The following is a 22896-nucleotide window of genomic DNA, read 5'->3' as shown; positions in this document are numbered from 1 at the left end:
ATCAGGACTGCGCCTCGATGTAGCTGACGGCGTCCCCGACGGTCTTCAGGTTCTGCACCTCGTTGTCCGGGATCTTGACGCCGAACTTCTCCTCGGCCGCCACCACGACCTCCACCATGGAGAGCGAGTCGACGTCCAGGTCGTCGGTGAAGGACTTCCCCTCGGCCACGTCGTCCGGGTTCACCCCGGCAACCTCTTCGAGGATCTCGGCGAGGCCGGCGGTGATCTCGTCACGGGTCATTGCGGTTGGTTCCTCTCATCGTGGATCATTCGACGGCCGACGACGCCGACCGTCACTCCCCGGCGCAGCGGCCGGAGGGGCTTTCAGGGGCAGCGGACGACCTGACCGGCGTAGGTCAGGCCACCGCCGAAGCCGAAGAGCAGCACCGGGGCGCCGGAGGGCACCTCCCGCCGCTCGACCAGCTTGGACAGGGCCAGCGGCACGCTCGCCGCCGAGGTGTTGCCGGACTCGACGATGTCCTTGGCGATGATCGCGTTCGGGATGCCGAGCCGCTTCGCGATGCCGTCGATGATCCGGGCGTTGGCCTGGTGCGGCACGAAGGCCGCCAGCTCCGACGGGTCCACCCCGGCGCGCTCGCACGCCTGCCGGGCCAGCGGCGCCAGCTCCGTCGTGGCCCAGCGGAAGACCGACTGCCCCTCCTGCTGGATGGACGGGCGCCAGCCCTCGATGCGTACCGCGTCGCCCTTCTCCGGCACCGAGCCCCAGACCACCGGGCCGACGCCGGCGGGCTCGCCCTCGCCGACGGCCGACACCACGGCGGCCCCGGCGCCGTCGGCGAAGATGATGCAGGTGGAGCGGTCCGTCCAGTCGACGATGTCGGACAGCTTCTCCGCGCCGATGACCAGGGCGTTGCGCGAGGCGCCGGCCCGGATGGCGTGGTCCACGGTGCCCAGCGCGTACGCGAAGCCGGAGCAGGCCGTGTTGAGGTCGAACGCCCCGGGCGCGGTGATGCCGAGCTTGGCGGCGACCCGGCAGGCCACGTTCGGGCTTCGATCGGCGGAGCTGCACGTCGCCACCACGACCAGGTCGATGTCGGCGGCGGTGAGCCCGGAGTTGGCCAGTGCCTTGCCGGCGGCGGCGGCGGCCATGTCGGCGACCGTCTCACCGTCGGCGATCCGCCGGGTGACGATGCCGACCCGGTCCCGGATCCACTCGTCGCTGGTCTCGACCAGTTGGGCGATGTCGTCGTTGGTGACCACGCGGGAGGGCTGGTAGTGCCCCATCGCGACGATCCGACTGCCGGTCATCAGAGCTGTCCTTCCGTTCGCGACTGCGGGACTCGCAGGACCGGCTCATTCCTCGCGCTCACACGTGACCTCCGATGCGGACGAGCGGTTGGCCCGGCGCGACCGGGTCGTCGTGGTGGGCGAGCCACTCGGTGAGCACACCGCTGCCGTGGGCGGTCACCTCGACCGGGCCCTGCCGGGTGGCCACGTGGCCGACGACCTGGCCGGCGCGGAGCGTGTCGCCCTCGGTGAGCTCCCGCGCCGGCTCGAAGGTGCCGGCCGACGGGGCCACCACCACGCGGAAGTGCATGGTCGGCTCGTGGCCCGGCGCCATGCCGTGCCGGGCGATCAGGTCCCGGGCGGCGGGCAGGTCGTCGGGCGTGTTGAGGGTGACCACCTCGGGGGCCCCGGCCCCCTTCAGCTCCCGCTTGACCAGGCCCGCGAGGGTGCCGGCCGGGGGCAGCTCGATCACGCCGGTCACCCCGAGGTCGGCCAGGGTGCGCATGCAGAGGTCCCAGCGCACCGGCGCGGTGACCTGGCGGACCAGGCGCTGCACCATGTCGCGCCCGTGGTTGACCGCGGCCCCGTCGAGATTCGACAGCAGGATCCGGGCCGGGTCGCTCGGGGTGATCCCGGCGGCCACGGCTGCCAGCGCCGTCTCGGCGGGGGCCATGTACGGCGTGTGGAAGGCGCCGGCCACCTTCAGGCGGATCACCCGGGCCTTGGCCGGCGGCTCGGCGGCGAGCTTCTCCAGCCCTTCGACGGAGCCGGCGGCGACGAACTGGCCGGCGCCGTTGCGGTTGGCCGGGTGCAGCCCGTGCGCGACGATCGAGGCGAGCACCTCGTCGGGGTCCCCGCCCAGCACGGCGGCCATCCCGGTCGGCTCCAGGGCGCAGGCCGCGGCCATCTCCCGCCCGCGTACGCCGGCCAGGGTGATCGCCGCCTCCGCCGGGAGCACCCCGGCGAGCGCCGCCGCGCCCAGCTCGCCGACGCTGTGGCCGACGGTGAGCGTGACGTCGTACATCGGCAGGTGCTCGGCGGCCAGCAGCGCGGCGGCGACCAGCAGCGGCTGGGTCCGCGCGGTGTCCCTGATCTCGTCCGCGTCGGCGGCGGTGCCGAGGTGCACCAGGTCGACCCCGGCCAGCGCCGACCACCAGCGCAGACGTGCTTCGGCGCCGGTGAGGTCCAGCCAGGGAGTCAGGAAGCCGGGTTTCTGGGAACCCTGGCCGGGCGAGAGTACGGCGAGCACTCCTATGACTCTCCCGGATACGCGCGGGTAGCGCTGTGCCGCCCTCGACCAAACCGCACTAGAACCTTTGGAGGGTTCCTACAAAAATCGGCGGCGATCATCACCTGTGTGTGGTGTTTTGCTGGCGTTCGGGGTCATTGTCTGAGTTGGTACCACCGGGACCACCGGGTCGAGCCGACCGACGGTGAGGGCCACCTGGAGCGCGAAGGCGTCCCGCGCGGCGAGCGGCGAGAAGCCGGTGACGTCCGAGATCCGCCGCAGCCGGTAGCGCACCGTGTTCGGGTGCACGAAGAGGGAGCGCGCGGCGCTCTCCAGCGTGCCGCCGGCCGCGAAGAAGGCGTCGAGGGTCTCCAGCAGTTCCCCGCCGGCCCGCACCAGCGCGGCGTAGACGTCGTGCCGCAGCCGCCGGCGCGCCTCCGCGTCCCCGGCCAGCGCCCGCTCCGGCAGCAGGTCGTCCGCCGGCACCGGCCGGGGCGCGGTCGGCCAGGCCGGTGCGGCCCGGAAGCCGGCCAGCGCGGCGCGCGCCGACTCGGTCGCCTCGTCCAGGCTCGGCACGGCCGGACCGACCACCACCGGCCCGTCCCCGAAGGCGCCGAGCAGCTTGCCGGTGGCCGCGACCGGGTCGGCGGCGCCGCCCAGCACGATGACCAGCCGGTCGCCGTGCACCCCGCCGATCACCTCCGTGCCGATGCGCCGGGCCTGCCGGTGGACGGTGTGCAGCACGGCGGAGACCTCCCCGCCGGGGGAGCGGCCGACCGCCACCGCCACCGGCGGGGCGTCCGCCCAGCCGAGCGCCGCCGCCCGGCTCGCCAGCACGTCCGGCGAGTCGCCCCGCAGCAGCGCGTCCACCAGCAACGCCTGCAACCGGGCGTCCCAGGAGCCGCGCGACTCGGCGGCCCGGGCGTACACCCGGGCGGCGGCGAAGGCGATCTCCCGGGAGAACCGCAGCACCGCCTCGCGCAACTGCTGTTCCTCGCCCTTCGCCGCCAGGTGCGAGACCTGCTCCTCGACGACGTCGATCATCACCTTCACCAGCGCGACGGTCTGCTGGAGGCTGATCGATCGGGCGAGCGCCTGCGGCGCGGTGGCGAAGACCTCGTCCGAGACCTCCTGGGTGCTGTCCGCCGTGCCGCCGCCGTCGCGCAACCACTGCACCAGCGACCGGGCGCCGGCCTGGGCCACCAGCATCACCCAGGAGCGGTGGTCGGGCGGCAGGTCGCGGAACCAGGGCAACGCCTCGTCCATCCGGGCCACGCTGGCGCTGGCCAGCGCCCCCGCCGCCCGCTCGATCCGGCGCAGCGTGGCCGACAGTTCCGTCCCGCCCGGCTCGCTCACCGCCCCAGCCTGACACGCCCCGACCTGCGGCGGTGGGTCAGGCCGGCGGCGGGACGGGCAGTCCCAGCTCCTGGGCCAGGATGGCGGCCTGCACCCGGCTGCGCAGGTCCAGCTTGGCGAGGATCCGGCTGACGTGGGTCTTGGTGGTGCTCTCGGCCATCGCCAACCGGTCGGCGACCTGCTGGTTGGACAGGCCGAGCCCGAGACAGGCCAGCACGTCGCGCTCCCGGGGGGTCAGCGCGTCCACCGCCTGCCGGGCCGCGGCGGAGGTGGTGGGGGCGGTCGCCGCGAACTCGGTGATCAGGCGGCGGGTGACCGCCGGGGCGATGAACCCCTCGCCCCGGGCGACCGTCCGCACCGCCGCCACCAGGCCCGCCGCGTCGATGTCCTTGAGGACGAAGCCCGCCGCGCCGGCCCGCAGCGCCCCGAAGACGTACTCGTCGACGTCGAAGGTGGTGAGCACGAGCACGTCGGCGAGCCGGTCGGCGGCGATCTCCCGGGTGGCGGAGATGCCGTCCAGCCGGGGCATCCGCACGTCCAGCACCGCGACGTCCGGGCGCAGCTCCCGGCACAGCCGGACCGCCTCGGCGCCGTCCTCGGCCTCACCCACCACCTCGACGCCGGCCGCACCGGCCAGGATCAGCGCCAGCCCGGCCCGCACCGCCGGCTGGTCGTCGGCGAGCAGCACCCGGATCACCTCGGCCATGCCACGCCCCGTCCCCTCACGACGCCACCTCCGTCGGCAGCTCCACCCGTACCCGCCAGCGGCCCTCCGCCGGGCCGGCGGCGAACCGGCCGTTCAGCAGCGCCGCCCGCTCCCGCATCCCGATCAGGCCGGCGCCCGCGCCGGTCAGGGTGCCCCGGCCGGCGCCGACCGGGTTCTCCACGCCCACCACCACCCCTGCCGGCTCGTACGCGACCAGCAGGTCGGCCTCGCCGGCGCCGTGCTTGAGCGCGTTGGTCAGCGACTCCTGCACGATCCGGTACGCGGCCAGGTCCACCCCGACCGGCAGCGCGCGGGGCTCGCCGCGTCGGGTCGCCCGGACGGTCAGCCCGGCGGCGCGCACCCGGTCCACGAGGGCGTCGACCTCGCTGAGCCGCGCCCGGGTCGTCTCGTCGGTGGCGTCGACGGCCGCCCCGCCCTCCGCCGGTTCCCGCAGCAGGCCGATCATCTGCCGCATCTCGCCCAGCCCCTGCACGCTGCTCTCCCGGATCACCCGCAGCGCCGACTCGACCTGCGACCGGTCGAGCCCGGGCACGGAGAGCGCGGCCGTGGCGTGGATGGCCACCGCGCTCAGGTGGTTGGCGATCACGTCGTGCAGCTCCCGGGCCATCCGGGCCCGCTCCGCGCCGACGGCCTGCCGGCGGTCCAGCTCCACCAGCCGGGCCGTCTGCTCGGCCCGGGCCCGTTCGGCGACCGCCTGGTCCCGGTACTGCCGCACGCTGACCCCGGTGAGCACCGGCAGCACCCCGGCCAGCACCACGGGCGCCCCGATGCCCACGCCCCGCCAGTCGCCTCTCAGCAGCACCCCCACCGCCGTGCCGAGGACGCTCAATCCGATCGTGACCTGGAGCAGCCGGCGCCAGGTCCGGGCCGAGCCGAACACGCACGCGTCGTAGAGCACCTGGGTGTAGACGAGGACGGTGGCCAGCGAGCCGCCCATCGCGAGGTCGGCCACCACCGCCACCGTGCCGAGCGCCAGGCTGGCCCGGCTGGCGACCCGGCGCAGGCCCACCGCCGTGCAGACCACCGCCAGCGGCAGCAGGAACAGCGGTTCCGGCAGGTCCGGGTGCCAGGACAGTTGCGGCTGCGTGCCCAGGCCGTACAGGACCGCCCCGCCAACCAGGGAGGCGCACGCCAGCATGACGTCCCGCCCGCCCGTCCCGGCCCCCACCCACCCAGCCACCCTCACCCACCCACCCGCCCCCACCCCCCGATCCCACCACACCCCCACCCCGCCCGTTTCCGCCGATCATGCAGTCGTGGTGGGGGACGAAAGCTGCACCGGCGTACGAAATTCCCACCACGACTGCATGATCGCGAGGGAGGAGGCGGGCGCGGTGGGGGAGTCGGGTGGGGCGTCGGTGCCGGCCAGTACGGTGACAGGGCCCGTCGGAGCGACCCCGGCGGGCGGGGCGAGCGTGAGGAGACTCCGATGGCGCACGGGGAGGCCGAGCACGGCTGCGCCCAGGGCGAGCCCTGCCGGCCGGGCCACCACGAGCAGCAGGCGGCAGCAAAGCACCGCCGGCTGCCCGGAGGGCTCCCGGCCCACTCGCCGGAGCACCCGACCCGCGCGCCCGAGCGCCCCGAGGACGACGTCACGGTGCCCCGGCAGCGCGTCGCGGAACCGGCTCCGGCCGGCGAGGCCGAGTTGGCGGCGCTCCCGGGCTGCCGCAGCGACCTGCCCGGCTGGGCCGGCGCGCACCGGCACGGCCCGGTCCGCCCCCGGCAGCGCGTCACCCGCCGCGAGCGGCCGCCACGCCGCTGGTGCTGACCACGGCGGCGCCGCCCGGCGGCTAGCGTGACCGGTGTGAAGGCGATCGCGATCGACACGTACGGCCCGGCCGACCTGCTGACCGTCCGGGACCTGCCCGACCCGCCGGTCGGCCCGGACACGGTGCTCGTACGGGTCCGGGCGGCCGGGGTGAACCCGGTCGACTGGAAGGTGCGCGAGGGGCACCTGGCCGGTGCGATCCCGGGTCACTTCCCGCTCGTTCCCGGCTGGGACGCGGCCGGGGTGATCGAGGCGGTCGGGCCGGCGGTGACCGGGTTCGCCGTCGGCGACGAGGTCGTCGGCTACGTCCGACGCGACCACGTCCAGTACGGCACGTACGCCGAACTCGTCCCGGCGCCCGAGCGGACGTTGGCGGCCAAGCCGGTGCGGGCGTCCTGGGCCGAGGCGGGCGGCCTGCCCCTGGCGGGACTCACGGCGTACCAGGCGCTCCAGTCGGCCCGCACCGGCGCCGGCGACACGGTGCTGGTGCACGGGGCGTCCGGCGGGGTGGGCCACCTGGCGGTGCAGATCGCCCGCGCGTTCGGCGCCGACCGCGTGATCGGCACGGCCGGCGCGGCCAACCACGACTTCGTCCGGTCGCTGGGCGCCGAGCCGGTCGCGTACGGCGACGGGCTGGCCGACCGGGTCCGCGCGGTCGCGCCCGACGGGGTGGACGTGGTGCTCGACCTGTTCGGCGGCGACGCGCTCGACGTGTCGGCCGAGCTGATCACCCGTCCCGCGCGGCTGATCTCGACGGCCGACCCGGAGCACGTCACCCGGCTGGGCGGCAGCTATCTGTTCGTCAAGCCGTCGACCGTGGACCTGGGCATGCTCGCCGGGCTGGTGGACGCCGGCCGGTTGACCGTCCATGTCGAACGGACGTTCCCGCTGGCCCAGGCGGCGGACGCGCAGCGCCTGGTGGAGGCGGGGCACGTCCGCGGCAAGGTGGTCCTGGAGGTCTGACCCCCGCCCGGGGCGGGGTCGTGCGGCGGGGCGCCGGGTGACGGTGGGACCGGCGGGCGCGGGCTCAGCGGGTGTGGGCTCAGCGGGTGCGGCGGCGGACCAGCAGCGCGATCCCGGCGAGCCCCGACGTGATGACCAGCACCACCGCGACGTTGAGCAGCAGCAGCCGCTGCAACTCGCCGAGCGCCTCGTCGATGTCCTTGGCCGGGTTGAGGGCGTCCTCCGGGATGACCCGCTCGCCGCCGCCGACGCCCCCGCTGACGGTGTCGAACTGCCGCTCCAGCGGCACGCCCGCCGTGCGGAGGGTCTCCGACATGCTGAGCCGGCCGAGGAACCAGCCCGCGGCGGTCTTGCGGGCGTCCGGCTGCTTGGCCGGACGGAAGACGCGCGGCCCGCCGACCGCCTTCGGGTAGAGGTCGTACGTCTGCTTCGGCACGTCACCGGCGAACACCACGACGGTGTACTTCGGACCGAGATCGGCCGCCTTCGGGCCCTTGGGCTGCCCCGTACGGCCGAGGAAGTTGACCTGGTCGATGACCGCCACCACGTGCGCGGGCTGGGCCTCCGCGCGCAGCCGCAGCGGTTCCGCCAGCCCATGCCCGGTGATCTCCACTCCGGCCGGTGGGGTCTTCGGCGCCGCCGTCGCCGTCCCGGCGAAACCGAGCGACAGGACCGCCGCCGCGAGCCCGCCTGCCAACACCGCGACCAGCCGCCGCATCGTTCGGACCATCGCCGCCTCCTCGCCCCGTTCGATGGATGGCTTGCTGCAGGTCACGCGTTGGTTGGCTGACGGGGGTGACCGAACCCGTGCAGGGTGCCACCCTCAAGACTGCGCAGAACGTCGATCGGTTGCAGCTCGTGGAACAGTAATTGGAACTATCTGTGATCCCGGCCCGACCAATGAACGGTAGCCGTGGATCAGCGGGCGGATCGTACCTTTACGGAGGGGTTCATGGGGGGCAGGTTCCCACGTGTGGCGCTCACCTGGCCAGTGGTGGTCGGCGTGGCGATCGGTGTGTCGTTGGTGTTGCCGGCCGCGCCGGCGGCCGCCCACAACTCGCTGACCGGCAGCGATCCGCGCAACGGCGCGCGGGTGGCCGAGGCGCCGTCCCGGATCGAGCTGCGTTTCCTGGCGAAGGCGGACCCGAATACGACGAAGATCACAGTGACCGGTCCGGACAACGTGGTCGCGCTCGGCGGCGCGCCGGCCTTCTCCGGCTCGCGGGTGAGCGTCCCGTTCAAGCCCGGCCGGGCGGGGCTCTACATCGTCGGCTATCAGTTGGCGTCCAGCGACGGGCACCCGGTCTCCGGCGAGGTGCGGTTCACCCTGACCACCGGCACCCCCGCCGAGTCGCCGACCGGCGCGGGCACCGCCGGCCCGAGCGCCCCGGCGTCGGCCGTACCGCCTCCGTCCGGCGCCGCGCCGACCTCGGCCGCGCCCGGTCCGACGGGCGCGGGCACGCCGGGGTCCGCGGTGCCCGCGGCGAAGGAGAGCGACGACGCGGCCGGGCGCGGCTGGCTGTGGGCGCTCGGCGGCGTGCTTCTCCTCGCCGCCCTCGCCGCCGGCCTGCTGCTGCGTCGCCGCTCCGCCCGCCGCTGACCGGCACGAGCCCGGGACGCCTCAGCGCCCGGACCCACGGGTCCGGGCGCTGAGCGGGTACGCCGCCGTCAGGTACCACCCCGAGCCGGAGCCGGCGGTCGCGGACCGACGTGGCGACGGATCGACGTGGCGGTGGTGTCGCAGGCCGCCTTCCGGCGCGGGTGGGCCGTCCCGGCAGGGCGGTCGTGGCCGTCGGAACAGGCCCGGCTCAGAACAGGCGGACCCGGGCGGCGCGCAGCCGGCTCAGGGTGCGCTCGCGGCCGAGCACCTCCAGCGACTCGAACAGCGGCAGTCCGACGGTACGGCCGGTGACCGCGACGCGGACCGGCGCCTGGGCCTTGCCGAGCTTGAGCCCGCGCTCGGCGCCGACCGCCTCCAACGTCGACTTCAGCGTCTCGGCGTCCCACGACTCCAGCGCCTCGAACGCCGCCGTGGCGGCGTCCAGCAGCTCCGCCGAGCCCTCCTTCATCGCCTTGGCCCAGGCGGCCTCGTCGATCAGGGGCGCGGCGAGGAAGAGGAAGTCGACGTTCGGCACGATCTCGCTGAGCAGCGCGATCCGGGTCTGCGCCAGCGGGGCCACGGCCGCGAAGGCGTCCGCGTCGAACTCCTCCGGCTGCCACGGCGGCGGGGCGATGGTGCCGGTGCCCGTCAGCCACGGCCGGCAGGCCCCGACGAACTCCTCGACGGGCAGCGCCCGGATGTACTCGCCGTTGAACGCGCGGAGCTTCTTCTCGTCGAAGAACGCCGGGGAGGGGTTGACCTCCTCCAGCCGGTACTCCTGCTCGATCACCGACCACTCGACGATCTCCCGGTCGCCCGACGGCGCCCAGCCGAGCAGCATCAGGTAGTTGCGCATCGCGGCGGCCAGGTAACCCTCGTCCCGGAACGCCTCCAGGGCCACCTTGTCGCGGCGCTTGGAGAGCTTCTGCCGCTTCTCGTTGACCACCACCGGCACGTGCGCCCAGATCGGCGGCTTGACCCCGAGCGCCTCCCAGAGCAGCTGCTGCTTCGGGGTGTTGGGCAGGTGCTCCTCGGCCCGGATCACGTGGGTGATGCCCATGGTCATGTCGTCGACCACGTTGGCGAGCAGGAAGACCGGCGAGCCGTCGCCCCGGGCGATGACGAAGTCCTCGATCAGCTTGTTCTCGAAGGTCGGCTCGCCACGGATCAGGTCGACCACCACGGTCTCGCCCTCGTCGGGCGTACGGAAGCGCAGGGCGCGCCCCTCGCCGGCCGGCAGGCCCCGGTCCCGGCAGAAGCCGTCGTAGCCCTGGTACTGCGAGCCGGTGCGGGCCTGCACGGCCTCGCGGGTGCAGTCGCAGTGGTAGGCGCGGCCGGACGCGTGCAGCCGCGCGGCGGCGGCCCGGTGCTCGCCGGCGTACTCCGACTGGAAGTACGGGCCCTCGTAGCCGCCGCGCTCGATGCCGATCCAGTCCAGCGCGGAGAGGATGCCCTCGGTCCACTCCGGCTTGTTGCGGGCCGCGTCGGTGTCCTCGATGCGGAGCACGAACACCCCGCCCTGCTGCTTGGCGTAGATCCAGTTCTGCAGCGCCGAGCGGGCACCGCCGACGTGGAACATACCGGTCGGGGAGGGGGCGAAGCGCACACGTACCGTCACGTCTCCAGCCTACGGCGGCGCGCGACCGGATTCCGCCAGGGGTGCGGCTCAGGGCACCGAGCGGATCTTCAGCACCAGGACGCTGCCCAGCACGGTGACCGCCGCGGTGACCGCGTAGAGCACCGGGTAGCCGCCGAGGTGCACCACGAGCGGGGCGGAGAGCGCCGGGCCGAGCACCTGCGGGGCGGAGTTGGCGATGTTGATGACGCCCAGGTCCTTGGCCCGGTCGGTCGCGGCGGGCAGCACCTGGGTGATGAGCGCGGCGTCCACCGACAGGTAGACGCCGTAGCCGGCGCCGAGCAGCAGCGCGGCGGCCACGGCCACCGGCCAGACCGGCGCGACGGCCAGCAGCAGCGCGGCGACCGCGATGATGCCGCCGGCGGTGATGACGAAGACCTTCCGCTTGCCGGAGCGGTCCGACAGCCGCCCGGCCACCACGGCGGTGGCCGCCAGGCCGGCCGTGTAGAGCAGGATCAGCACCAGCAGGCCGCCCTCGGGGTCGGGGTGGCGTACCTCGTCGGTGAGGAAGTAGAGCAGGTAGAGCGTGCCGAGCGCGTTGCCGAGCTGCACCAGGAAGCGGGTGATCCAGGCCCAGCCGAAGTCGGGGTGGCGGCGCGGCGAGATCCACATCGACGTGAGCAGGGCGCGCCACCGCAGCGCCGGCCGGTGCGCCCGGGGCAGCGGGTCGTCGGCGGTGAGCAGCGCGAACGGCAGGGCCAGCAGCAGCACCGCCGCGGCCATCGCCAGGTAGCCGGCGGCGGTGCCGCTCACCACGGCGGTGACCAGCACCACCCCGAGCACCAACCCCAGCGCCTGGGGGATGCCGACCCAGCCGGAGACGCCGCCCCGTTGGGCGACCGGCACCCGGTCCGGCACGGCGGCGGTCAGGCTGGCCAGCATCGCGTTGAAGCAGACCTGGGCGGCCACCCAGCCGAGCGCGACCCCGGCGACGGTGCGTTGCTGCGCCAGCAGCACCAGGGCCGCCGCGCCGAGCAGCGCGCCGCCGGCGGTCCAGACGTGCCGCCGGCCGAACTCCCGCCCGGCCAGCTGCAGGCAGGTGCGGTCCGACAGCGCCCCGGCGAGGGGGTTGGCGAGCACGGCGGCGAGCGCGCCGAGGCCGGTGACCACGGCCAGCGCCGTCTCCTTGTCGGCCGGGGCGATCCGTTCCAGCTGCTGCGGCAGCAGCACCTGGATCGGCGTGAAGAACGCCATCCAGACCCCGAGGTTGGCCGCGAAGATCAGCGCGATCCAGCCCCGCCGCACCGGCGCGGTCGGCTCGGCGAGCGCCGCCGGCAGCGACGCGGGCGTCGGGTCGACGGTGGTCACGGCCGGGCGATCAGGTCACGGAACCAGGCGTACGAGGACTTGGGCGTACGGAGCTGGGTGTCGAAGTCGACGTGCACGAGGCCGAAGCGCTTGGTGAAGCCCTCCGCCCACTCCCAGTTGTCCAGCAGCGACCAGACGAAGTAGCCGGTCACGTCGACGCCCTCGGCCATCGCGGCGCGTACCGCGCGCAGGTGCCCGTCGAGGTAGGCGATGCGCTCCGGGTCGTGCACCCGGCCGTCGGCGTCGGGCGTGTCGTCGTACGCGCAGCCGCTCTCGGTGACCTGGATCGGGGGCAGGTCGTCGGCGTACGTGCGGTGCAGCCAGCCGAGCAGCTCGCGCAGCCCGTCGGGGGCGACCGGCCAGTCGAAGGCGGTACGCGGGTATCCGTCCAGCGGCACGAACTCGAACGGCAGCGGCGAGCCCTCCTGCGGGGCGCGTACGCCGGTGGGGTTGTAGTAGTTGACCCCCAGCACGTCGATCGGCGCGGCGATCACGTCGAGATCGCCGGCGCGCACCACGGCGGTGTCGAAGCCCAGCTCGGCGGGGTAGCCCCGGCCGAACAGCGGGTCCGTGAAGAGGCGGTCGTGCAGCGCCTCGTACGCCGCGACGGCCGCCCGGTCGGCGTCGGTGTCCCCGGCCGGCCGCACGGGCGAGTAGTTGTTCGCGATGGCGACCGGGCTCGCGGTGCGCGCCCGCAGCGCGGCGACGGCGAGGCCGTGGGCGAGCAGCTGGTGGTGGGCCACCGGGAAGGCGTCGAAGAGCAGCGTCCGGCCGGGGGCGTGCTCGCCCGTGCCGTGGCCGAGGCTCATGTGGATGAAGGGCTCGTTGAGGGTGATCCAGAGCTTCACCCGGTCGCCGAGGCGGGCGGCGGTCGCGTCGGCGTACTCGGCGAAGCGGTGGGCGGTGTCCCGGTTCAGCCAGCCGCCCGCGTCCTCGAGGGCCTGCGGCAGGTCCCAGTGGAAGAGCGTGGCGACCGGGTCGACGCCGTGGGCGAGCAGGTCGTCGACGAGCCGGTCGTAGAAGTCCAGCCCGCGCGCGTCGACCGGCCCGTCGCCGGTGGGCCGCACCCGGGGCCAGGCGATCGAGAAGCGGTACGCCGAGACGCCCAGCCCGGCGAGCAGCGCGACGTCCTCGGCGTGCCGGTGGTAGTGGTCGCAGGCCACGTCGCCGGTGCTGCCGTCGGCGACCCGGCCGGGGGTGTGGGCGAAGGTGTCCCAGATGGACGCTCCCCGCCCGTTCTCGTCGACGCCGCCCTCGATCTGGTAGGCGGAGGTGGACACTCCCCAGCGGAATCCGGCGGGGAACTCGGGCATCGCTGCGGTCGACATGCGCCCTCCCGTCGTACGTGAATCGTGTTCGGGACTCTAGGGGGCGGCCGGCCGTTGCGCCATAGGTCGTACGTCGCCGCAGCGCAAGAGTTTTCGGCGCGTCTTTTCCGAACCCGTCCGTATACGTCCGAATTTGCGCATAGAGTGCCGATATCGTGGGATGTCCTCACTGGAGGAAAGACGGAAATGATCCTCGTGGAACGCAGTGCGCACGTGATGGCGCCGGTGGAAGCGGTCTGGGACGTCGTGCAGCGGGCCGAGCAGTTGCCGGCCTGGCTGGCGGGGGTCCGTGCGGCCGAGGTGCTCTCGGGAGAGGGCTTCGGGCGCCGACAACTCGTCCAGGCCGGACGTGGCGCCGCGCATGAGGCCGAGGTGATCGCCTATCAGGCGCCGACCCTGATCGGCTGGCGCGAACGCGCCAAGGGCGCCGGTGCCCGGGCGGAGGCGCGCACCGAGATCTACGTCCAGCTCACCGTGGACGAGGAGGAGGGCGGGACGATCGTGCGGCTCATCGTCGTACGCTGGCCGGCCGGTCCGGTCAAGGCCGCCCTGCTCCGCCTCGGCCTGCGCAGGGTCGGCGCCGACCTGGAGGACTCGCTCGCCCGGCTGACCGATCTGGCCGCCGTCGGCTGAGCCGGGCACGTCCTGGCGCCACCCGCGACGGCGGTGGCCCGGTGTCCCCGCCAGGGACTCCGGACCACCGCCGGTTCGCTCGTCGGCGGACGACGAAGGGCCCGGCGCGGGAAGCGCCGGGCCCTCGTCTCGTACGTCCTAGCTGTCGCCGCCGGTCTCGCCGACCGGGGCCGCGTTCACGTCCTCGATGGCGTACTTCTTGGCCGCCTCGGCCGGCACGCTGGCCGGTACCGCGCCGCGCAGGGCGAGCTGCCGCAGCGTCGCGACCACCACCGACTCGGCGTCGACGTGGAAGTGCCGGCGCAGGGCGTGCCGGGTGTCGGACATGCCGAACCCGTCCGTGCCGAGCGAGGTGTAGTCGCCGGGCACCCAGCGGGCGATCAGGTCCGGCACCGCGCGCATCCAGTCGCTGACCGCGACCTTCGGGCCCTCGGCGTCGGCCAGCTTCTGCTGGATGTACGGCACCCGCTGCTCCGCGCCCGGGTTGAGCAGGTTGTGCTCCTCGCACTGCACCGCGTCCCGGCGCAGCTCCGTCCAGGAGGTCACCGACCAGACGTCGGCGGCCACGCCCCAGTCCTGGGCCAGCAGCTGCTGCGCCTTGATCGCCCACTGCATGCCCGTGCCCGAGGCGAGCACGTTGGCCTTCGGCGCGTCGTCGCCCACCGACGGGGCGGGGGAGTAGCGGTAGATGCCCTTGAGCAGCCCCTCCACGTCCACGCCCTCCGGCTCCGCTGGCTGGAGGATCGGCTCGTTGTAGATCGTCAGGTAGTAGAAGACGTTCTCCTGCGCCTCGCCGTACATCCGGTGCAGGCCGTTCTCCACGATGTGCGCGATCTCGAACGCGAACGCCGGGTCGTACGCGACCACCGCCGGGTTGGTGGCGGCGATCAGGAGCGAGTGGCCGTCCTCGTGCTGGAGACCCTCGCCGTTGAGCGTGGTCCGGCCGGCGGTGGCGCCGAGCAGGAAGCCCCGGGCCATCTGGTCGGCGGCGGCCCACAGCCCGTCGGCGGTGCGCTGGAACCCGAACATCGAGTAGAAGATGTACATCGGGATCATCGGCTCGTCGTGCGTGGCGTACGCCGAGCCCGCCGCCGTGAACGAGGCGACCGAGCCGGCCTCGTTGATCCCCTCGTGCAGGATCTGCCCGCCGGTGGACTCCTTGTACGACAGGAACAGCTCCCGGTCGACCGAGGTGTAGCGCTGGCCGTGCGGCGAGTAGATCTTCTGCGTCGGGAAGAGCGAGTCCATGCCGAAGGTGCGGGCCTCGTCCGGGATGATCGGCACCCAGCGCTTGCCGAACTCCTTGTCCTTCATCACGTCCTTGAGCAGGCGGACGAAGGCCATCGTGGTGGCCACCTTCTGCTTGCCCGAGCCGCGCTTGACGTCGGCGAAGCGCTCCGGGCCGGGGATGGCCAGCCGCTTCTGGCCCGAGCGCCGCGACGGCAGGTAGCCGCCGAGCTGCTGGCGCCGCTCCTTGAGGTACGCGATCTCGTCGGACTTCTCGCCCGGCGTGTAGTACGGCGGCAGGTAGGGGTTGTCCTCCAGCGCCTTGTCCGGGATGTCCAGGTAGAGCCGGTCGCGGAAGGTCTTGAGGTCCTCCAGCGTCAGCTTCTTCATCTGGTGGGTGGCGTTGCGGCCCTCGAAGTGCGAGCCCAGCGTCCAGCCCTTGATCGTCTTGGCCAGGATGACGGTCGGCTGACCGGTGTGCTCCATCGCCGCCTTGTAGGCCGCGTAGAGCTTGCGGTAGTCGTGGCCGCCCCGCTTGAGGTTCCAGATCTCGTCGTCGCTGAGGTCCTCGACCATCTTGCGGGTCCGCTGGTCGCGGCCGAAGAAGTGCTCCCGGACGTACGCCCCGGACTCCGCCTTGTAGGTCTGGTAGTCACCGTCGGGCGTGGTGTTCATCAGGTTGACCAGCGCGCCGTCGGTGTCCGCGGCGAGCAGCGGGTCCCACTCCCGGCCCCAGACCACCTTGATGACGTTCCAGCCGGCGCCCCGGAAGAACGCCTCCAGCTCCTGCATGACCTTGCCGTTGCCGCGCACCGGCCCGTCGAGCCGCTGGAGGTTGCAGTTGATCACGAAGGTGAGGTTGTCCAGCTCCTCGCGGGCGGCCACGCCGATCGCGCCGAGCGTCTCCGGCTCGTCCATCTCGCCGTCGCCCAGGTAGGCCCACACGTGCTGGTCCGAGGTGTCCTTGATGCCCCGGTGGTGCAGGTAGCGGTTGAACCGCGCCTGGTAGATCGCGTTCAGCCCGCCCAGGCCCATCGAGACCGTGGGGAACTCCCAGAAGTCCGGCATGAGCCGCGGGTGCGGGTACGACGGCAGGCCGCCGCCCGGGTGCGACAGCTCCTGGCGGAACCCGTCGAGCTGGTGCTCGGTCAGCCGCCCCTCCAGGAACGCCCGCGCGTACATGCCGGGCGAGGCGTGGCCCTGGTAGAAGATGTGGTCGCCGCCGCCCGGGTGGTTCTTGCCCCGGAAGAAGTGGTTGAAGCCCACCTCGTAGAGCGAGGCCGAGCTGGCGAAGGTGGAGATGTGCCCACCGACGCCGATCTCGGGGCGCTGCGCCCGGTGCACCAGCATGGCCGCGTTCCACCGGACGTACGCCCGGATCCGCCGTTCCACGTGCTCGTCACCCGGGAACCACGGCTCGTGCTCCGGCGGGATGGTGTTGATGTAGTCGGTGGTGGTCAGCGACGGCACCCCGACCTGGCGCTCGCGGGCCCGCTCCAGCAGGCGCAGCATGACGTAGCGGGCGCGCTTTGTCCCGCGCTCGTCGATGACACCGTCGAGCGACTCGACCCATTCGCTGGTCTCTTCAGGGTCGATGTCCGGAAGCTGGCTCGGCAGACCAGCGGTGATCACCGGGCGCTTGCGTTCCGTAGCCACAGGCGTTCCCTCGGTTCTGTGTGGGATAGGTCTCTAGCGCCATCCTGCCCCCTGGTGGCACCTGTCGTCACGCCCACCGCCCGGAGACGCGACGCGCGACACAGGTACCCGCCGGTAACTTTGCGCAACCGGCAACGCGTCCCATCCGTTACCGGCGGACGAGCGGCCCTTGCCCGGCCTCTCTACGGTGCCGGGCATGGACAGGCGGAAGGCACGCGTCGGCGCGGTCATGGTGGCGGCCGGAACGGCCGGGGTGGTCGCCGGCGGGATCGGGATGCGCGAGGGACGCGCCGCCCTCCTGGCGATCGTCCTGAGCGGGGGCCTGCTGGCGGTGTTCGGCGTGGCGGTGCTGCGCGGCGCCCGGCGTGGCCGGCGTCGCGGCGGAGCGGGCGGCCGGCACGCGGGGGTCGGTTTCACGCCGGTCGGGCCCGCCGGGGACATCGGGGCCAGCTACGACAACCGCGACTGCGGCTCCGACGCCGCTTCGGGCTCCGGCTGGTGGGGTGGCGGGGATTCCGGCGGCGGCTGGTCCAGCGGCGGGGATTCCGGCGGCGGCGGGGACTCCGGCGGTGGTTGCTGACCCCCTCGGGCAGAATGCGTCGTATGCGCAGTGAGGTCATCACCGTCCAGACCGGGGCCCGGCCGACCGTCCGGGACATCACGGCGGAGGCCGAGCGGTTCGTCGCCGGGCAGGGCGACGGCCTGCTGCACGTCTTCGTGCCACACGCCACCGCCGGGTTGGCGATCATCGAGACCGGCTCGGGGTCCGACGACGACCTGCTGGCCGCGCTCGACGACCTGCTGCCCACCGACGACCGGTGGCGGCACCGGCACGGCTCGCCCGGCCACGGGCGCGACCACGTCCTGCCGGCGTTCGTCCCCCCGTACGCGACGCTGCCGGTCGTCGACGGCCGGCTGGCGTTGGGCACCTGGCAGTCGGTCTGCCTGGTGGACCCCAACGGCGACAACCCCACCCGGACCGTCCGCTTCTCGTTTCTCCCCGGCTGACGGCGGGGTTCCGCGCGAACCGCCGATGGTGGAGCTGCTCAACTTTTGACGCGCGTAGGATATGAGGCATGGCGCCGCAGCCCGTCCCCTCCGTCCCGCCGGATCCCGCCGACCGCGCGGCGCTGGCCGGCGACGTCGTGCGCCGCATCACGCACGTCGCCGCCGCGCTGCGCCACCACCAGGACCGGGAGATCGCCGAGCTGGGGCTGACCCCCGCGACCGCGCGGGCGCTGCACGAGCTGGACCCCGACCTGCCGCTGCCGGCCCGCGACCTCGCCGAAGGGCTGGGCTGCGACCGCTCCAACGTCACCGCCCTGGTCGACAAGCTCGAGCGGGCCGGGCTGGTCGAGCGGCACGCCGACCCCGCCGACCGGCGGCAGAAGACGCTGGTGGTGACCGGGCCCGGGCGGCGGGTGCGGGCCCGCGTGCACCAGGTCATGTCGGACTCCCGACTGCTCGCCGGGCTCACCGTCGAGGAGCTGGCGACCCTGCGCGAGCTGGTCTGGAAGGTCTCCGACGGCGGCTGCCCCGAGCGGTGCGACGACGACTGACCCACACCGCGTCGTTCGTGTCCGAGTGGGCGCACAGGCCGCTCGTCGGTAATGCTGTCCGACGTGACCACCCCGCAAGATCTCGACGACCGGTTCCGGGAGACGCTGGCCGCGCTGGCCACCCCGTCGCAGCGGCGCGACCCCGCACGGCCGGTCACCGACGACACGACGCTGACCGGCGCGCGGGCGCTGGACCTCTTCGACGCGCAGGCCACCAGCCGCCAGCTCGACCTGGCCGGCCGGTGGCTGCGCAGCTTCGGCGAGGGCTACTACACGATCGGCTCCGCCGGCCACGAGGGCAACGCCGCGGTCGCCGCCGCGCTGCGCGCCACCGACCCGGCGCTACTGCACTACCGCTCGGGTGCCTTCTACTGCGTCCGCGCCGCCCAGGCCGCCGGGTGGACGCCGACCGAGCGCCCCGAGGCCGCCCGCCCCGAGGCCGAGCGGGACGAGGCCGACCAGCCCTCGGGCGAGCGGTCCGACGCCGGGCGGTTCGACGCCGGGCGGTTCGACGCCGAGCGGGGCGGCACCGACTTGCCGGCGGCGGCCGACGGGCCCGTCGAGGCCGCGCCGGCCGACCCGGACGGCCCCGGCGACGGTTCCGCGCCGGATGCCGCCGACCCGGGGGAGCCGACCGGCGGCGCCGGGTCCGCCGTGGACCGGCCGCTCCACCCGGGGTACGCCGAGGCGGCCCGCGACGTGCTGCGGGGCATGGTCGCCTCCAGCAGCGAGCCGCTCGCCGGCGGCCGGCACAAGGTCTTCGGCCGGGCCGACCTGGCCGTCGTCCCGACCACCTCCACGATCGCCTCGCACCTGCCCCGCGCCGTCGGGATGGGGCTGGCCGTGGAACGGCTGCGCCGGCTGGAGACCTCCGGTCGGCGGGACGGGGTGCCGACCAGCGGCGGTGGGGGCGCCACGCACACCTCCTGGCCGCCGGACGCCATCGTGGTCTGCTCGTTCGGCGACGCGTCGGTCAACCACGCCAGTGCCACGGCCGCGTTCAACACCGCCGGCTGGTACGACCACACGGGCCTGCGCATCCCGGTGCTCTTCGTCTGCGAGGACAACGGCCTCGGCATCAGCGTCCGCTCCCCGAAGGGTTGGGTGGAGACCACCCTGCGGTCGAAGCCGGGGGTCCGTTACTTCTCCGCCGACGGCGGCGACCTGCCGCGGGCGTACGAGGCGGCCGTCGAGGCGGCGGCCTGGGTGCGCCGGCACCGACGCCCCGCCGTGCTCCACCTGTCGACCGTACGGCTGATGGGACACGCCGGCGCGGATGCCGAGACCGCGTACCGGAGCCCCGGAGAGATCGCGGCCGACCTCGCCCGGGACCCGCTGACCGCCACGGCACGGCTGCTGGTGGGGGCGGGCCTCGCCACCGGCGAGGAGCTGCTGGCCCGGTACGACGAGATCGGCTGGCAGGTGCGGCGGATCGCCGAGGAGGTGCTGGACGAGCCGAAGCTGACCGCACCGGCCGACGTGGTCGCCCCGCTGGCCCCGCGCCGGCCGGCACGCCTCGCCCGGGCGGTGGCGGACGCGGCGGCGCGTGCCGGCGGCCCCGGCGCCGGTGCCCGGGCGGAGGCGTTCGGCGGAAGGCCGCCGGAGCTGACCGGCCCGCTGACGCTGGCGCAGAGCATCAACGCCGCGCTCGCCGACGGGATGCTCGACCATCCGCAGATGGCGGTGTTCGGCGAGGACGTCGGCGCCAAGGGCGGCGTGTACGGGGTGACCAAGGGGCTGCGGGACCGCTTCGGCGTGGCCCGGGTCTTCGACACGCTGCTCGACGAGACCTCGGTCCTCGGGCTGGGGCTCGGCGCCGGGCTGGCCGGGATGCTGCCCGTGCCCGAGATCCAGTACCTGGCGTACCTGCACAACGCCGAGGACCAGCTGCGTGGCGAGGCCGCCACGATGCAGTTCTTCTCGCAGGGTGCGTTCCGCAACCCGATGGTGGTGCGGGTGGCCGGGCTGGCGTACCAGGAGGGCTTCGGCGGGCACTTCCACAACGACAACTCGGTGGCCGTACTCCGGGACGTGCCGGGCCTGGTGATCGCGGTGCCGGCGCGGCCGGACGACGCCGCGCCCATGCTGCGCACCTGCCTGGCCAGCGCGGCGGTGGACGGCAGCGTCTGCGTCTTTTTGGAGCCGATCGCGCTCTACCACACCCGCGACCTGTACGCCGACGGTGACGGTGAGTGGCTGTCCCACTACGCCGAGCCCGGCGCGTGGACCGGCGGTCATGTGCCGATCGGGCGGGCCCGCGTCTACGGCGTCGGCTCCGCCGAGGATGTCACGATCATCACGTTCGGTAACGGGGTGCCGATGTCGTTGCGCGCGGCGGCGACACTCGCCGACGAGGGGGTCGGCACCCGGGTGGTGGACCTGCGCTGGCTCTCCCCGCTGCCGGTGGCCGACGTCATCCGGGAGGCGGCGGCGACCGGCCGGGTGCTGGTCGTGGACGAGACCCGGCGTTCCGGCGGGGTCGGCGAGGGGGTCATCGCGGCCCTGGTGGATGCCGGCTATGTCGGAGCGGCGCGGCGGGTGGCCGGAGTTGACTCTTTTGTACCATTAGGTCCGGCGGCCCGTCAGGTTCTGGTCTCCGAGGAAGCAATTACCCAGGGTGCCCGCACGCTTCTGGCACGGTAAATTCCGTTCCACCCGGTGCGCCACTTGCGCGGGGAGCCACAACTGTGTGGACTTTGCCTGACGGCGTCGACGCGACGCCGCGGGCAGGGATGAGATGAGGAGGCACGCGACAGTGAGCGCGACCGCTGGTCAGGCCGCCGACGGGGTACGCAGCCTGGCGGACCGGTTCGGGATCGAACCGGGGATGGTCGTCATGGAGATGGGGTACGACGAAGACGTCGACCAGGATCTCCGTGACGCCCTGACCGACCGCTGTGGAGATCTGGTCGACGAGGACACCGACGAGGTGGTCGACGCGGTGCTGGTCTGGTACCGCGACGGCGACGGTGATCTCTTCGAGCTTCTCGTCGACGCCCTCGGCCCGCTGGCCGACAACGGTGTCGTGTGGCTGCTCACGCCCAAGGCGGGGCGCGAGGGGCACGTCGAGCCGAGCGAGGTCGCCGAGTCCGCGCCCACCGCCGGCCTCCAGCAGACCTCCACCGTCAACGCCGGCCGGGACTGGAGCGGCGCCCGCCTCGTCCTGCGCCGCGGGGCCAAGGGCAAGAAGTAGGCCGACGTCGGCGATCACCCGGCGGCGCCCGCTGCCGGGTGTGGCAGGCTGTTGCCCATCCGACCCCATCCTGAGGAGCTCGCATGCCGATCGAGGTTGGCGCCGAGGCGCCGGACTTCGTGCTCAAGGACCAGAACAACCAGGAGGTCCGGCTCTCGGACTTCCGTGGCAAGCGCACCGTGCTGCTGGTCTTCTACCCGCTCGCCTTCACCGGGATCTGCCAGGGTGAGCTGTGCGAGGTGCGGGACAACCTCAACGACTACGTCAACGACGACGTCCAGGTGCTGACCGTCAGCGTCGACTCGGTCTACGCCCACAAGATCTGGGCCGACAAGGAGGGCTACCAGTTCCCGCTGCTGGCCGACTTCTGGCCGCACGGCGCGGTCGCCCAGTCGTACGGCGTCTTCAACGACGTCGCCGGCATCGCCAACCGGGGCACCTTCGTGATCGACAAGGCGGGCGTGGTCCGCTTCGCCGAGATGAACATGCCGGGTGAGGCGCGCGACCAGCAGGGCTGGCGCAAGGCCCTCGCCGAGGCCGTCGCAGCCTGACCGACCGGGCACGCCGCACGACCGGGCCGGTGGGGGCAGGGTAAGCTTGCCACCCTCCGGCCCGCCGTACGGGCGTTCCGGGCGCGTAGCTCAGTGGGAGAGCACTCGCCTTACAAGCGAGGGGTCGCAGGTTCGAAACCTGCCGCGCCCACACTCTGATCAGCACGGGAACGGGCCGCCGGATGACCGGCGGCCCGCTTCGTTTCACGGTGTCCGGCCGGCTGTCGGATCACCGTCAGTGGGCCCCGCCAGGACACGAAAGTCCTACGCTCGTGGGAGCGATCCCGGCGCCGAAGCGAAGCCGGCGACCTCACCGCCGAAGCCGAGCCGGCGACCCCGTCTTGGAGGTGGTCCCATGTCCCCCCGCCAGGTCCCGCTCGCTTCCCGCCCCCGCCGTCGTCCACCGGCCCTGCTCCTGATCCTCGGGCTGCTCCTGGGCCTGGCCGCCCCCACGGTGGTAGCGGCCCCCGCCTCCGCCGGGCCTGGCGACGCGTTCTGCTCCACCAACGGCTTCTTCGAGCCGAACCCCGCCAACCCGTCGATCGGTACGACCTGGACGTTCATCGGGAGCCGGAGCAACGGAAGCTTCACCTACCGGTACTGGATGGCGCAGCAGCCGAGCGGGTCGTCCATCCTGTACTACCGGAACAGCCTGGTGGCCAAGTGCAACGGCATCGCCCTGGTCCTGAGCACGACGCTCGCGACGACCGGTGCCTCCGGCACCGCCCACTGCACCAGTAGCGCCGACATGACGCCACCGGCCTCGTCGGTCACCGAGCGGTACGTCGGGCAACGCTGGGTCCCCACCCAGGGAACCACCCCGACCGCCACGATCCGGTACTGGCACCGGGAGTGGTTCTCCTACGCCACCCTGACCTGGAACTACAGCTCCAGCTACGTGGTGCGGTGCTGAAC

The 22896-nt window shown here is 73.6% G+C and carries 21 protein-coding genes, 1 tRNA gene and 2 pseudogenes; 13 read left to right on the top strand and 11 right to left on the bottom strand.

Features of this window, described 5'->3' with window-relative positions:
* Position 1 precedes the first annotated feature (1 nt).
* From ACLQ20_RS16520 to ACLQ20_RS16495, 6 genes are all read right to left on the bottom strand, one after another.
* A complete protein-coding gene (locus tag ACLQ20_RS16520; RefSeq protein ID WP_007072348.1) occupies positions 2-241 on the bottom strand; it encodes an acyl carrier protein in 240 nt (79 codons plus the stop codon).
* A gap of 83 nt (positions 242-324) precedes the next feature.
* A complete protein-coding gene (locus ACLQ20_RS16515; protein WP_151456435.1) occupies positions 325-1269 on the bottom strand; it encodes a beta-ketoacyl-ACP synthase III in 945 nt (314 codons plus the stop codon).
* A gap of 58 nt (positions 1270-1327) precedes the next feature.
* Complete coding sequence (locus ACLQ20_RS16510) at positions 1328-2497, bottom strand: acyltransferase domain-containing protein (protein ID WP_151456434.1); 1170 nt, start codon at positions 2495-2497, stop codon at positions 1328-1330.
* 78 nt (positions 2498-2575) lie between these two features.
* On the bottom strand, positions 2576-3832 hold the full coding sequence (locus ACLQ20_RS16505; RefSeq protein ID WP_151456433.1) for a PucR family transcriptional regulator: 1257 nt from the start codon (positions 3830-3832) through the stop codon (positions 2576-2578).
* A 37-nt stretch (positions 3833-3869) separates the two neighbouring features.
* Positions 3870-4538, bottom strand: a complete 669-nt coding sequence (locus ACLQ20_RS16500; protein WP_327029238.1) for a response regulator transcription factor — start codon at positions 4536-4538, stop codon at positions 3870-3872.
* Positions 4539-4554: 16 nt separating this feature from the next.
* On the bottom strand, positions 4555-5739 hold the full coding sequence (locus ACLQ20_RS16495; protein WP_358116349.1) for a sensor histidine kinase: 1185 nt from the start codon (positions 5737-5739) through the stop codon (positions 4555-4557).
* 249 nt (positions 5740-5988) lie between these two features.
* Here ACLQ20_RS16495 and ACLQ20_RS16490 point away from each other — a divergent pair, with 249 nt between their 5' ends.
* Both ACLQ20_RS16490 and ACLQ20_RS16485 read left to right on the top strand, forming a co-directional pair.
* On the top strand, positions 5989-6327 hold the full coding sequence (locus ACLQ20_RS16490) for a hypothetical protein (RefSeq protein WP_151456536.1): 339 nt from the start codon (positions 5989-5991) through the stop codon (positions 6325-6327).
* Between the two features lie 36 nt (positions 6328-6363).
* On the top strand, positions 6364-7290 hold the full coding sequence (locus tag ACLQ20_RS16485; protein WP_327029236.1) for an NADP-dependent oxidoreductase: 927 nt from the start codon (positions 6364-6366) through the stop codon (positions 7288-7290).
* Between the two features lie 79 nt (positions 7291-7369).
* On the opposite strand, the gene ACLQ20_RS16480 is transcribed toward ACLQ20_RS16485, so the two are convergent.
* A complete protein-coding gene (locus ACLQ20_RS16480) occupies positions 7370-8020 on the bottom strand; it encodes a hypothetical protein (protein ID WP_151456535.1) in 651 nt (216 codons plus the stop codon).
* A 222-nt stretch (positions 8021-8242) separates the two neighbouring features.
* Here ACLQ20_RS16480 and ACLQ20_RS16475 point away from each other — a divergent pair, with 222 nt between their 5' ends.
* Positions 8243-8890 (top strand): copper resistance CopC family protein, encoded by a 648-nt coding sequence (locus tag ACLQ20_RS16475; protein ID WP_358116354.1) that lies wholly within the window; start codon positions 8243-8245, stop codon positions 8888-8890.
* A gap of 208 nt (positions 8891-9098) precedes the next feature.
* Here the strand turns inward: ACLQ20_RS16475 and gltX are convergent, their stop codons facing one another.
* From gltX to ACLQ20_RS16460, 3 genes are read right to left on the bottom strand one after another with little or no spacing between them, the layout of a single operon-like run.
* A complete protein-coding gene (gene gltX, locus ACLQ20_RS16470; RefSeq protein ID WP_425856254.1) occupies positions 9099-10508 on the bottom strand; it encodes a glutamate--tRNA ligase in 1410 nt (469 codons plus the stop codon).
* A 48-nt stretch (positions 10509-10556) separates the two neighbouring features.
* Entirely contained in the window at positions 10557-11834 is a 1278-nt protein-coding gene (locus tag ACLQ20_RS16465) for an MFS transporter (RefSeq protein ID WP_425856252.1), read from the bottom strand.
* Positions 11831-13162: a GH1 family beta-glucosidase gene (locus tag ACLQ20_RS16460; protein ID WP_425856251.1), complete on the bottom strand. Its 1332-nt coding sequence runs from the start codon at positions 13160-13162 to the stop codon at positions 11831-11833. Before ACLQ20_RS16460 ends, ACLQ20_RS16465 begins: the two co-directional genes overlap by 4 nt.
* Before the next feature lie 186 nt (positions 13163-13348).
* Between ACLQ20_RS16460 and ACLQ20_RS16455 the strand changes: the two genes are divergently transcribed.
* Positions 13349-13795, top strand: coding sequence for an SRPBCC family protein (locus ACLQ20_RS16455; RefSeq protein WP_151456531.1), 447 nt, complete (start codon positions 13349-13351; stop codon positions 13793-13795).
* A 138-nt stretch (positions 13796-13933) separates the two neighbouring features.
* On the opposite strand, the gene aceE is transcribed toward ACLQ20_RS16455, so the two are convergent.
* Positions 13934-16678 carry a pyruvate dehydrogenase (acetyl-transferring), homodimeric type gene (gene aceE, locus ACLQ20_RS16450; protein WP_151456530.1) on the bottom strand — a complete coding sequence of 915 codons (2745 nt, stop codon included), beginning with the start codon at positions 16676-16678 and terminating at the stop codon, positions 13934-13936.
* Positions 16679-16874: 196 nt separating this feature from the next.
* Here aceE and ACLQ20_RS16445 point away from each other — a divergent pair, with 196 nt between their 5' ends.
* The 9 genes and pseudogenes from ACLQ20_RS16445 (at position 16875) to ACLQ20_RS16405 (ending at position 22894) form a co-directional block, all read left to right on the top strand.
* On the top strand, positions 16875-17258 hold the full coding sequence (locus ACLQ20_RS16445; RefSeq protein WP_327029233.1) for a hypothetical protein: 384 nt from the start codon (positions 16875-16877) through the stop codon (positions 17256-17258).
* A gap of 23 nt (positions 17259-17281) precedes the next feature.
* The gene (locus ACLQ20_RS16440) at positions 17282-17686 is read left to right on the top strand and encodes a YjbQ family protein (protein ID WP_132237228.1); all 405 of its coding nucleotides are present in this window, start codon (positions 17282-17284) and stop codon (positions 17684-17686) included.
* Between the two features lie 68 nt (positions 17687-17754).
* Positions 17755-18237 carry a MarR family winged helix-turn-helix transcriptional regulator gene (locus ACLQ20_RS16435; protein WP_327029231.1) on the top strand — a complete coding sequence of 161 codons (483 nt, stop codon included), beginning with the start codon at positions 17755-17757 and terminating at the stop codon, positions 18235-18237.
* Between the two features lie 51 nt (positions 18238-18288).
* Positions 18289-18633, top strand: a pseudogene (locus ACLQ20_RS16430) (transketolase); the annotation flags it as partial.
* Positions 18634-18894: 261 nt separating this feature from the next.
* A pseudogene (locus ACLQ20_RS16425) lies at positions 18895-20880 on the top strand (transketolase C-terminal domain-containing protein); the annotation flags it as partial.
* A gap of 112 nt (positions 20881-20992) precedes the next feature.
* Positions 20993-21430, top strand: coding sequence for a DUF3052 domain-containing protein (locus ACLQ20_RS16420; RefSeq protein WP_151457486.1), 438 nt, complete (start codon positions 20993-20995; stop codon positions 21428-21430).
* 83 nt (positions 21431-21513) lie between these two features.
* Positions 21514-21981, top strand: coding sequence for a peroxiredoxin (locus ACLQ20_RS16415; RefSeq protein WP_121400357.1), 468 nt, complete (start codon positions 21514-21516; stop codon positions 21979-21981).
* Between the two features lie 79 nt (positions 21982-22060).
* Positions 22061-22132: transfer RNA gene (locus tag ACLQ20_RS16410), tRNA-Val, on the top strand.
* Positions 22133-22336: 204 nt separating this feature from the next.
* On the top strand, positions 22337-22894 hold the full coding sequence (locus tag ACLQ20_RS16405; protein ID WP_327029230.1) for a hypothetical protein: 558 nt from the start codon (positions 22337-22339) through the stop codon (positions 22892-22894).
* Positions 22895-22896: the final 2 nt, after the last annotated feature.

Source organism: Micromonospora sp. DT46 (assembly GCF_049841735.1).
GTDB classification, from domain to species: domain Bacteria; phylum Actinomycetota; class Actinomycetes; order Mycobacteriales; family Micromonosporaceae; genus Micromonospora; species Micromonospora reichwaldensis.
The sequence above is the reverse complement of the archived record's forward strand: the minus strand, read 5'-3'. Positions and strand labels throughout refer to the sequence as shown.

Excerpts from the sequence above, each read along its gene's own strand:
- ACLQ20_RS16520 (WP_007072348.1), bottom strand. The coding sequence starts at position 241 with ATGACCCGTGACGAGATCACCGCCGGCCTCGCCGAGATCCTCGAAGAG.
- ACLQ20_RS16515 (WP_151456435.1), bottom strand. The coding sequence starts at position 1,269 with ATGACCGGCAGTCGGATCGTCGCGATGGGGCACTACCAGCCCTCCCGC.
- ACLQ20_RS16500 (WP_327029238.1), bottom strand. The coding sequence starts at position 4,538 with ATGGCCGAGGTGATCCGGGTGCTGCTCGCCGACGACCAGCCGGCGGTG.
- ACLQ20_RS16490 (WP_151456536.1), top strand. The coding sequence starts at position 5,989 with ATGGCGCACGGGGAGGCCGAGCACGGCTGCGCCCAGGGCGAGCCCTGC.
- ACLQ20_RS16480 (WP_151456535.1), bottom strand. The coding sequence starts at position 8,020 with ATGGTCCGAACGATGCGGCGGCTGGTCGCGGTGTTGGCAGGCGGGCTC.
- ACLQ20_RS16475 (WP_358116354.1), top strand. The coding sequence starts at position 8,243 with ATGGGGGGCAGGTTCCCACGTGTGGCGCTCACCTGGCCAGTGGTGGTC.
- ACLQ20_RS16460 (WP_425856251.1), bottom strand. The coding sequence starts at position 13,162 with ATGTCGACCGCAGCGATGCCCGAGTTCCCCGCCGGATTCCGCTGGGGA.
- ACLQ20_RS16455 (WP_151456531.1), top strand. The coding sequence starts at position 13,349 with ATGATCCTCGTGGAACGCAGTGCGCACGTGATGGCGCCGGTGGAAGCG.
- ACLQ20_RS16445 (WP_327029233.1), top strand. The coding sequence starts at position 16,875 with ATGGACAGGCGGAAGGCACGCGTCGGCGCGGTCATGGTGGCGGCCGGA.
- ACLQ20_RS16440 (WP_132237228.1), top strand. The coding sequence starts at position 17,282 with ATGCGCAGTGAGGTCATCACCGTCCAGACCGGGGCCCGGCCGACCGTC.
- ACLQ20_RS16435 (WP_327029231.1), top strand. The coding sequence starts at position 17,755 with ATGGCGCCGCAGCCCGTCCCCTCCGTCCCGCCGGATCCCGCCGACCGC.
- ACLQ20_RS16415 (WP_121400357.1), top strand. The coding sequence starts at position 21,514 with ATGCCGATCGAGGTTGGCGCCGAGGCGCCGGACTTCGTGCTCAAGGAC.
- ACLQ20_RS16405 (WP_327029230.1), top strand. The coding sequence starts at position 22,337 with ATGTCCCCCCGCCAGGTCCCGCTCGCTTCCCGCCCCCGCCGTCGTCCA.